We start from the raw sequence: 8,920 nt of genomic DNA, 5'->3' as shown, positions 1-8,920 counted from the left end.
GTCACGGCCCGCCCGTCCCCGGCCGGCGCCGGGGCGGTGGCCGGCGCGGCGGTGGGCCGGCGCGGCATGAGCCGGGCGTGTCCGGCGAGGACCGCGACGAACACGGCGGCGCCGCCGAGACAGGCGGCGCGGAAGTCGACCAGGAGCAGCAACGCGCCGAGTACCGGACCGGTGAACGCCCCGATCTGACCGGCCACGGAGAAGATCGCCAGCACCCGGGTCCGGGGGACGTGCCCGGCGCTCTCGTGGACGACGGCCTGGCGGGCCACCTCGGATTCCACCGCGGGCGAGAACAGCGCGGCGGCGAAGCCGATGAGCAGCACCGAGGCGAGCACCGACCAGATCCCGCCGGCGGCGGCGAGGCCGACGAACCCGGCGATGCGCAGCACGCAGCCGGCCAGCACGACCGGTCGGGGTCCGAGCCGGTCGGTGAGCGCGCCGCCGATCACGAACAACCCCTGCTGGCTGAAGGTGCGCAGCCCGAGGACGAGCCCGACCAGCCAGCCGGCGAGGCCCATCTGGTCGGCGAGGTGGCTGCTCAGGTACGGCAGGACGGCGAAGAACCCGACGTTGAAGGCGAGCTGGGTGCCGATGAGCAGCCGCAGCAGCGACGGCATCTCCCGCAACTCGGTCGGCAGCCGCCACCGGCCGGCCCGGGCGACCCGCTGCTCTGCCGGGGCGGGCCGGTCGTGGCGCAGGGCGGGTGGGCTGGTCATCGTTGTCCTGCCGCCGCCGCAGCGGCGGTGGCGGGCGTCCTCACCGGGCCGGCGGTCGGGCCAGGGGGTGCCAGGCGTCCTCGCCGGCCCGGCGGTGGGGCGTTGAGGGTGACCGCGAGCGCCCCCGACAGGGCCGGGGCGCCAGCCGCGGCGGGGGTGGCCCACAGGGCACGTCCGGCGTACGGGCGGTTGTCGGCCAGCCGGCCCCACTCCGGGGCGGGCGGTCGCGTGCCGAGCCCGAGGACCGGAGGCTTCTCGATCACCGTCACGCCGTCGATCTAATCGCCACGCTGGCGTTGTTGCAACTTGTCGGCAACAAGGCGAGGAGGGTCACGGTCGCCGCCCACCCGCCGCGACCACGAGCACACAGGCGAGGGCCCTGCCGGTGACCAGTCGTCGACGCAGGCCTCGGGCCCGCCACGGGACCCCCGGTCCGGCCGGCACGGGCAGCCGGACCACGCCCAGGCGAGCCTGACCGATGACCAGCAGCCGCGCCGGGGATACCACCGCCCGTCTGGACACCGAACCGGACGGCGGTAGCGTGGACGCCCGACGGCGTGGCGCCGGTGCCCGGCACAGCGAGGAGGTCCGATGCGGCAACCGCCCGGCACGCCCGACGCTGGCGAAGCCACCGCCGACCCGGGCTTCGAGCACGGCGACTGCCGGGACACCGCGCTCGGCACGCTGCTGAGGCTGGCCGGCGTGGCGCATCCCGAAGACCTGCTCCTCGGCGAGCTGACCTTCGAGGTTCCGGTGGACTGCGGCATCGAGGACGGGCTCGCTCCGTCGTTTCGCAGCGGTGACCCGCTGCCCGCCGCCACCGGCCCGACTGGCACCGGGATCGAACTGGCGCAACGACGGGCCGCCGGGCTGTCGCCGCTGTACCAGCAACTGCGCGACCGAGTCCGCGAGGGGCGGGCGGTCGCGGTCACCATCGACCAGTACGGGTACGAGCCGGCCCCGTTCCACCGGACTGCGCACGTGCCGCACGACCTGGTCGTCACCGCCGTCACCGGCGCTGGTTTCGGCGTGCTGGACAGCTTTCCCCGGTCCCGGTTCGCCGGCCGGGTCGAGACGTCCACGTTCACCCGGTGGGTCGACTCGCCACACCTGGGTGAGGCGCGGTACCGCACCGTGGAGGTGACGGTGTGCCCCGGTGCCGCCGGGGAGGCGGCCGGCTGGCTGGTGCGCAACTGGCGGGACCGAATCGGGCGCAACGTCGCGGCGATGCTGGACCCGTCGGGCCGGCGCGGGGTGGCCGCGATCGAGCTGGTCGCCGACCGGCTGGCGGAGTGGCTGGCCGGGCCGGACTTCCGGTCCGACCCCGGCAGCCGCAGGGAGTTGCCGGTGAGCAGCTTCACCGACCTCGGCGCGGTACGCCGCGGGCACGCGCTCTGGCTGTCCCGGGTCGCCGGGCTCGGCTACCCGGCGCTGGCCGAGTGCGCCGACGGGGTCCGCGCGCTGTCCCGGCAGTGGGACGTCGCCGCGTCGCTCTGGCTCGCCGGAGGTCGATCCGGTACGACGGTCGACCCGGCCGCCGCGGACCTGGCCGCCAGAGGGCTGCACCAGGTGCCGAAACTGCTGCGGCTGATCGCCGCCGCCGAGCGGCGGATGGTCGAACGGCTCAACGTCGCCACCCGGACCGGCCACGACCCCCGCCGGCCCGGCCGCCATTGACCAGATGGCGGCTGAACGGCTAGTTTCTGGACTGTTCGAGAGGCTTCGATGCCCGCCCCGACGGGACCACCGCGCGGGGTGTCCGGCCGGCGTGGCCAGCCGCTACCGCGTCGCGCCCCGGCGGCCGGGGCCGGGGGCCGGGGAGGAGTCCGATGCCCACCAGCCAGGCGCCGGCCCGCGACGACGGGCCCGCGTCCGGGGCGGCCCCGGCAACATCGGTCATCGCCCTGCTGGAGCGGGTGGTGGCCCGGGCCCCGGAGGCCCCCGCGCTGGTCGAGGACGGCATGGTCACCGACTACCGGAGCCTCTGGCGGGACGTCGGGGCGATGGCGGGCACGCTGGTCCGTGACGGGGTCCGGGCCGGCGAACCGGTCGGTGTCACGGTACGGCGCTCGGCGACCGGAATCGGCTCGCTGCTCGCGGTGCTGCGGGCCGGTGCGGCGTACGTACCGCTGGACCCCACCGATCCGCCGGACCGCCTCCGTGACATCGTCCGGACCTGCGACCTGCGGCGGATCCTGCTCGCCGCGCCGCTCCTTCCGGCCGTCACCGCCGGCTTCCCGGTGCGGACGATCGAGTCCGCGCCAGGGCCGGGGGCCGGTGGGGCGCCGGTCGGGCCGGCGCCCGAGGCGGCCGGCGACGGGCTGGCCTACGTCATCCACACCTCCGGTTCCACCGGCCCCGCCAAGGGGGTCCTGGTCGGACACCGGGCCCTGGCGACGGCGGCGACCGCGCTGACCGAGGCGTGGCGCATCGCGCCCGGCGACCGGATCCTCAGCTTCGCGGCGTTGACCTGGGACACCAGCGGCGAGGAGATCTATCCCTGCCTGATCGGCGGAGCGACCCTGGTCATCGACCGGCGGGCCACGGACGGCACGGTGGCCGGGCTGCTCGCGGCGGTGGCGGCGAACGGGGTCACCGTGGTCGACCTGCCGACCTCCTTCTGGTACGAGGTGGTGGAGTTCCTTCGGCTGACCGGTCAGTCGTTGCCGCCGTCGCTGCGCCTGGTCGTGATCGGCGGCGAGGAGGTGGCCGCGGGCCCGGTCCGCACCTGGTGCGAGCTGGTGCCCGACCGGGTCCGGCTGGTCAACACCTACGGCCAGACCGAGACCGTGCTGGTCACCCACCAGGCCGAGTTGGGTGGCGCCGCCGGCCGCGACCTGCCCGACGGCGTGCCGGTGCCGATCGGCCGGCCGCTGCCCCACGTCCGGCAGGTCCTGGTCCCGACAGCGCCCGGTGCCCGGACCGCCGAGCTGTACGTCGGCGGCCCGTCGCTCAGCTTCGGCTACCAGGCCCGTCCGACGGAGACCGCAGAGCGGTTCGGTCCGGTGCCGGGCGCCGGCGGCGAACGGATGTTCCGGACCGGCGACCTGGTGACGACTGGCCCGGACGGGCAGCTCGGCTATGTCGGCCGGGTGGACCGGCAGCTCAAGGTGCGCGGACACCGGGTCGAGCCGGAGGCGGTGGAACGTGCCCTGCTGGGCCACCCGGCGCTGGTCGCCGCGGCGGTGCACGGTACCGGTGCGGCGGACACCGGCCGGCAGTTGGCCGCCGCCGTCGTGCCCCGCTCCGGCGTGACCCTGGCCGGGGCGGAGCTGGCCGCGTGGCTGCGCGACCGGCTGCCCGGCCACCTGGTTCCGACCCGCTGGTCGGTGCATGCCGCCCTGCCGCTGCTGCCGAACGGCAAGGTCGACCACGCGGCGCTGGCGACGGCGGGACGCGGCGGCGCGTGCGGGACGCCGGAGACAGCCGGCGATCCTGTCGTCGCCGAGGTCACGGCGATCTTCGGCCGGGTCCTCGACCGGGCACACGGGCCGGACGACGACTTCTTCGACGCCGGCGGCGACTCGCTGCTCGCCGCCCGGCTCATCTCCCGCCTCTACCGCCGGTACGACGTCGAACTCACCTTCGTCGACCTGTTCGAGTGGCGTACGCCGCGCGGCCTGGCCGGCGTGCTGCGGCGGGGCGACCGGGCGCCGGACGGCGAGCCCGCCGGCGGTGGGGCGGAGCCGGGCGATGGGTGAGCCGACGGCGACCGGGTACCTGGCGGCGATCCTCGCGACCTGCGCCGACGTGCTGGGCCGGCGCCCGGACCCGGAGGAGAGCTTCTTCGAGATCGGTGGTGACTCGGCGACCGCCACCGATCTGTTCCTGCGGCTGGAGTCCCGGCTCGGCGTCGAACTCGACGTCGCGGTGTTCTTCGAGGCCCGGGACTTCCGGGAACTGGCCTTCCGGCTCGCGGAGTCCACCCGTCGAGGGGTGGACCGGTCCCTGCCCGGGGCGGCGGGATGACCGGGTCATCGGTTCCGGCGCAGCCGCTCCGCCAGCCGGCTCAGCGGCACCGGACGGGCGAAGTCGTCCGGTGCGAGCCCGGACCAGCCGGCCGCGGCGAGCCGGGCGAGGACCGCCGGCACCAGCAGCAGCCGGCCGCCGGTCGCCAGATAGCACCGCTCCGGCTCGACGTGGTCGAGCCGGTGGAGCTCTGCCACCGCCTCGCGCAGCGCCCGCGCCGCGGCCGGCCGGCCGGCGTCCCGGTCCCCGTCGGGGCCGTCCGCCGGGCCCGGGTCCTCGCCGGGGCCGAGGTCCACCAGCGCCGGATCGCCGATGTCGCCGCCGAGCCGGGCCGCCACCTGGTCCAGGGTCAGGTCCGGGCTGTCGAGGTATGCCCGCAGGATCCGTTCCGGACCGGCCAGCAGCGCCCGCATCCGCCCCGGGTCCAGGACCATGCTGTTGAAGCTGGCGAGGATCCACATCGCACCGGATTCGACGGTGCTCATCAGGTACGCGTCGAAGCCGGTCCTGTCCGGGGTCGTCTCGCAGCGGCCCATCGCCAGCTCCAGTTCACCGGCCCTGGTCAGCAGGTCGCTCAGCTCCTGGTCGCCGCGCCGTTGCAGCTCGGTCAGCTCCGGGCTGTGGTCGAAGTTGACGGTCGTCCCGGCCGCGAAGGCGATGTCACGCCGGCGCTCCTCGGCGGCCAGGATCTCGCGCAGCGCGAGTTGTCCCAGCCGGTACCGGCTCTGCACCTGGAACGTCCGCAGCCGCAGCCGTTCGATCAGCGTGCCCAACGACGGGCGGTCCGAGACGTCGACCGTGGTGGGGAGGATGCAGTGGTAGCAACCGACCACGTCACGCTCCCGGGAGGTACGCCCGACGAAGTGGCTGCTCACGACCGTCGCCGGGGCTCCGGACATGATCGCCAGCAGCGCGTGCACCAGCGCGGAGTAGACCACCGCGGGGCTGGTGTGGTGCCGGCGGGCGGCGAGCACCAGGGCCGGCGCAAGCGCCGCGGAGCGGTAGCTGGCGCCGTACCGCTGGAAGACGCCCGGGCGCAGCGGGTCGAACAGCCGGGCGGGAATCCGGCGTGCCTCCTCCCGCCAGAACCGCTCGGCGGCGGCGCGGCTTCCCAGCAGCTCGCCGGATTCCTCGTCCAGCGCCGAGTCGGCGTGCTGGTAGCTGCCGGGCCGGTGGTCGTCGGAGGTGGTTCGGCACGCCTCGGCCAGTTCGGCCAGCACGATCCGTTCGCTGTGCCCGTCGAAGACCGCGTGGCTGACCACCATCAGCAACTCCACCGCGAGGTCACCCGAGCGGACCACACCGAAGCGGACCAGCTCGGTGTCGGCGTCGGTGAACGGCGGCTCGGTCAGCGTCCGGCGGAACGCCTCCCGGGCGGCGTCGGAGTCCTCGTCGCAGACCCGGACCACCGGCTCGCCGGGGGCGTGGACGACCTGCACCGGCATCCCGGCGCCGTCGAGCCGGAACGCGGTACGCAGCGCCTCGTGCCGGACGAGCAGCCCGCGCAGCACCGCCACCGCCCGGTGGTGCGGGATCGGTGGGTCGGGCCGGTACGCGACGGTGATGCGGTTGCAGGTCCCGGTGAGCAGCTTCCACCACTCGAACTGCTGCGCGCCGCCGAGCGGCGCCCGTCGGACCTCCGTACCCCCGCCCATCGCACGATGATGTCACGGTCGGCCAGCGGGCGGGGGCGATGACCACCGCCACGCCCGAGATGGACGGTCCGGGTAGGACGGTGGCAGCAGCGCGCGCCACACCGGAAAGCTCCCGAGACCGGGGTGGGCCGCCGCTGCCGCCGGGCGAGCTGGCGGCGACGCTGCTGCCGCCCGGGCGAGCCCGGGGCCTGCCCGCCGCGGCGTACACCAGCGACCGGGTCTTCGCCTGGGAGCGGGACCGCTTCTGGCGGCGGGACTGGGTCTGCCTCGGGCGCACCGGGACGCTCGCCGAGTCGGGCGTCCAGGCCGGCCTGGACGTGGCCGGCGCGGGTGTCCTCGCGGTGCGGGACGCGACCGGTCGGCTGCGTACCTTCCGCAACGCCTGCCGGCACCGGGGGCACGAACTGGTCGCCCGGGGTTGCGTGGCGCGCCGCTCGACCATCTGGTGCGCGTACCACGCCTGGGTCTACCGGCTGGACGGTTCGCTGCGCAACGCCCCCCGGTTCGACCCGCCGCCGGACACGGACCTGGACCTGCTGCCGGTCCGCTCGGCGCAGTGGCAGGGCTGGCTCTTCGTCGACCTCTCCGGCGACGCGCCGCCGCTGCTGGACGTGATCGGCGACCTCGACGCCGCGCTCGCCGCGTACCGCCCCGGCGAGCTGCGGGTGGTGGCCTCCGAGGAGTACGACGTGGCGGCGAACTGGAAGCTGGTCGTGGAGAACTATCTCGAGTGCTACCACTGCCCGAGCACCCATCCGGAGCTGAGCCGGGTGCAGCGGACCGAGGGCGGCGAGAGTTTCCCCGCGACCGGTGGCTGGCTGGGCGGACACCTGGACCTGCGTAACTCGGCCACCTCGATGTCGCTCGACGGGGCCGGCCCGGACTGGACCTTCCCGGGTCTGGACGAGGACCGGGCCCGGCAGGTCCGCTACCACCTGCTGCTGCCCAACCTCTTCGTCACCGCGACCCACGACTACCTGGTCACGCACCGGCTGGTCCCGGTCGCGGCGGACCGGACCCGAATCGAGTGCGAGTGGCTCTTCCCGGCGGAGCTGGTCGACGCGGGCGTCGACCCCGACTATGCCGTGGAGTTCTGGCGCACCACCAACCGGCAGGACTGGGCGGCCTGCGAGTCGGTGCAGCGGGGAGTCTCCGGCGGCGGCTACCGCCCCGGGCCGCTCGCCCCGCACGAGGACCTGCTGCACGCCTTCCTGGCCCGGCTCGCCTCGGCGTACCGGTCCGGCGGCCCGCTGTCGTCGACCGGCCCGACCGCACCCACGGAGCCGGCCGGGTGACCGGCGTCCCGTTGCCCGGCGCCTCTCCGCCGGAGCAGACGGCGGTGGACGTGGTGGTCATCGGCGCGGGCCTGGCCGGTCTGGCCGCCGCCACCGAGCTGGAGGCGGCCGGGTGCCGGGTCCAGGTGGTCGAGGCCCTCGGCCGGGTGGGCGGCCGGACCGCGAGCCACCACCGGTACGGACAGGCGCTGGACGCCGGCGGCGGTTACCTCGGCGTCCGCCACGTACGGGTACGCGAGCTGGCCGGGCGGTTCGGCCTGGCGCTGACCCCGACCGCGGCGCCCGGGGCGAACCTCTTCGACCTGGGTGCCGGCCCGGTCCGGTCCGACGCCCACCGGCCGGCGTTCAACGCCCTCGCCGTCGGTGACGCGCTGGACCGGCTGGACGAGCTCGCCGCCGGCGTGCCGCCCGCCGACCCCGGCACCGCGCCGGACGCCACCGAGCTGGACCGGCTCACCGTCGCGGCGTGGGCGCGACGGGAGTTCCCCCATCCGGACGCACGGCTCCTGATCGACCTGCTGGTCCGGCAGATGCTCGCCGCCGACCCCGCCGAGGTCGGCATGCTGCACCTGCTCTTCTACCTGGCCTCCGGCGGCGGGGTGCACTACCTGACGGCGTTCGCCGGCGGCGCCCAGCAGGACCGGTTCGCCGGCGGCGCGCACCAGCTGGCCGAGCGGATGGCGGCGGCGCTGGCCCGGCCGGTCCGGCTCGGGAGCCCGGTCACCGACCTGCACGCCGAGCAGCCGGCCCCCGGGGGCACCCGGCCGGCCACGGGTTCGATCCGCGTCGTCGGCCCCCAACTCAGCGTCCGCTGCGCCCGGGTGGTCGTGGCGGTGCCCCCGGGACCGACGGCCCGGATCCGGCTGCGCCTGCCGGGTGTCCGGCGACCGCCGGGGCCGGCGCGGACCCGGGGGGCCACGGTCAAGTTGCATGTGATCTACGACCGTCCGTTCTGGGCGGATCACGGCCTGTCCGGGTGGGTGACGGCCGGGGCCGGTCCGCTGCGGTACGTGGTGGACGACTCGGCCGGCCGGGACGGCCTCGGTGTGCTGGTCGGCTTCGTCACCGGGCCGGACGCCCGCGCGTACGGCCGCCTGCCCGGGGCCGCCCGCCGGACGGCGGTGCTGGACCGGCTCGTCACCTGGTTCGGCCCGGCGGCGCGGCGGCCGCTCGCGTTGCTGGAGCGGGACTGGCAGGTCGAGCCGACGGTCGAGGGCTGTTACGCCGCCGTGCCCGAGCCCGGCTGGTGGACCGGGGTGGGGCCACCGTGGCAGGTTCCCGGGCG

Annotated in this window: 9 protein-coding genes; 5 read left to right on the top strand and 4 right to left on the bottom strand. The window is 75.9% G+C overall.

From position 1 onward, the window contains the following. From E1165_RS26255 to E1165_RS29245, 3 genes are all read right to left on the bottom strand, one after another. Positions 1-716, bottom strand: a 716-nt coding sequence (locus tag E1165_RS26255; RefSeq protein ID WP_132394407.1) for an MFS transporter, incomplete at its 3' end; no start/stop codon positions are given. Then, entirely contained in the window at positions 713-985 is a 273-nt protein-coding gene (locus tag E1165_RS26250) for a hypothetical protein (RefSeq protein ID WP_132394406.1), read from the bottom strand. The genes E1165_RS26250 and E1165_RS26255, both read right to left, overlap by 4 nt. A gap of 61 nt (positions 986-1,046) precedes the next feature. Then, entirely contained in the window at positions 1,047-1,238 is a 192-nt protein-coding gene (locus E1165_RS29245; RefSeq protein WP_165945328.1) for a hypothetical protein, read from the bottom strand. A 69-nt stretch (positions 1,239-1,307) separates the two neighbouring features. Here E1165_RS29245 and E1165_RS26245 point away from each other — a divergent pair, with 69 nt between their 5' ends. From E1165_RS26245 to E1165_RS26235, 3 genes are all read left to right on the top strand, one after another. Further along, positions 1,308-2,393: a hypothetical protein gene (locus E1165_RS26245; RefSeq protein ID WP_132394405.1), complete on the top strand. Its 1,086-nt coding sequence runs from the start codon at positions 1,308-1,310 to the stop codon at positions 2,391-2,393. Positions 2,394-2,545: 152 nt separating this feature from the next. Beyond that, positions 2,546-4,417, top strand: coding sequence for a non-ribosomal peptide synthetase (locus E1165_RS26240; protein WP_132394404.1), 1,872 nt, complete (start codon positions 2,546-2,548; stop codon positions 4,415-4,417). Further along, positions 4,410-4,685 carry an acyl carrier protein gene (locus tag E1165_RS26235; protein ID WP_132394403.1) on the top strand — a complete coding sequence of 92 codons (276 nt, stop codon included), beginning with the start codon at positions 4,410-4,412 and terminating at the stop codon, positions 4,683-4,685. Before E1165_RS26240 ends, E1165_RS26235 begins: the two co-directional genes overlap by 8 nt. 5 nt (positions 4,686-4,690) lie before the next feature. Here E1165_RS26235 and E1165_RS26230 read toward each other — a convergent pair whose 3' ends face one another. Then, positions 4,691-6,340, bottom strand: a complete 1,650-nt coding sequence (locus tag E1165_RS26230) for a condensation domain-containing protein (protein ID WP_132394402.1) — start codon at positions 6,338-6,340, stop codon at positions 4,691-4,693. A gap of 161 nt (positions 6,341-6,501) precedes the next feature. Between E1165_RS26230 and E1165_RS26225 the strand changes: the two genes are divergently transcribed. Beyond that, on the top strand, positions 6,502-7,635 hold the full coding sequence (locus tag E1165_RS26225; protein ID WP_243705000.1) for an aromatic ring-hydroxylating dioxygenase subunit alpha: 1,134 nt from the start codon (positions 6,502-6,504) through the stop codon (positions 7,633-7,635). Then, positions 7,632-8,920: FAD-dependent oxidoreductase (locus E1165_RS26220; RefSeq protein ID WP_132394401.1), on the top strand; the 1,289-nt coding region annotated here is incomplete at its 3' end. The genes E1165_RS26225 and E1165_RS26220, both read left to right, overlap by 4 nt.

Source organism: Micromonospora sp. KC723, assembly GCF_004348595.1.
Taxonomy (GTDB): domain Bacteria; phylum Actinomycetota; class Actinomycetes; order Mycobacteriales; family Micromonosporaceae; genus Micromonospora.
This window is presented reverse-complemented; position numbering and strand designations above follow the sequence as displayed.

Coding starts and splice junctions, on each gene's coding strand:
- E1165_RS26245 (WP_132394405.1), top strand. CDS start 1,308: ATGCGGCAACCGCCCGGCACGCCCGACGCTGGCGAAGCCACCGCCGAC.
- E1165_RS26240 (WP_132394404.1), top strand. CDS start 2,546: ATGCCCACCAGCCAGGCGCCGGCCCGCGACGACGGGCCCGCGTCCGGG.
- E1165_RS26235 (WP_132394403.1), top strand. CDS start 4,410: ATGGGTGAGCCGACGGCGACCGGGTACCTGGCGGCGATCCTCGCGACC.
- E1165_RS26230 (WP_132394402.1), bottom strand. CDS start 6,340: ATGGGCGGGGGTACGGAGGTCCGACGGGCGCCGCTCGGCGGCGCGCAG.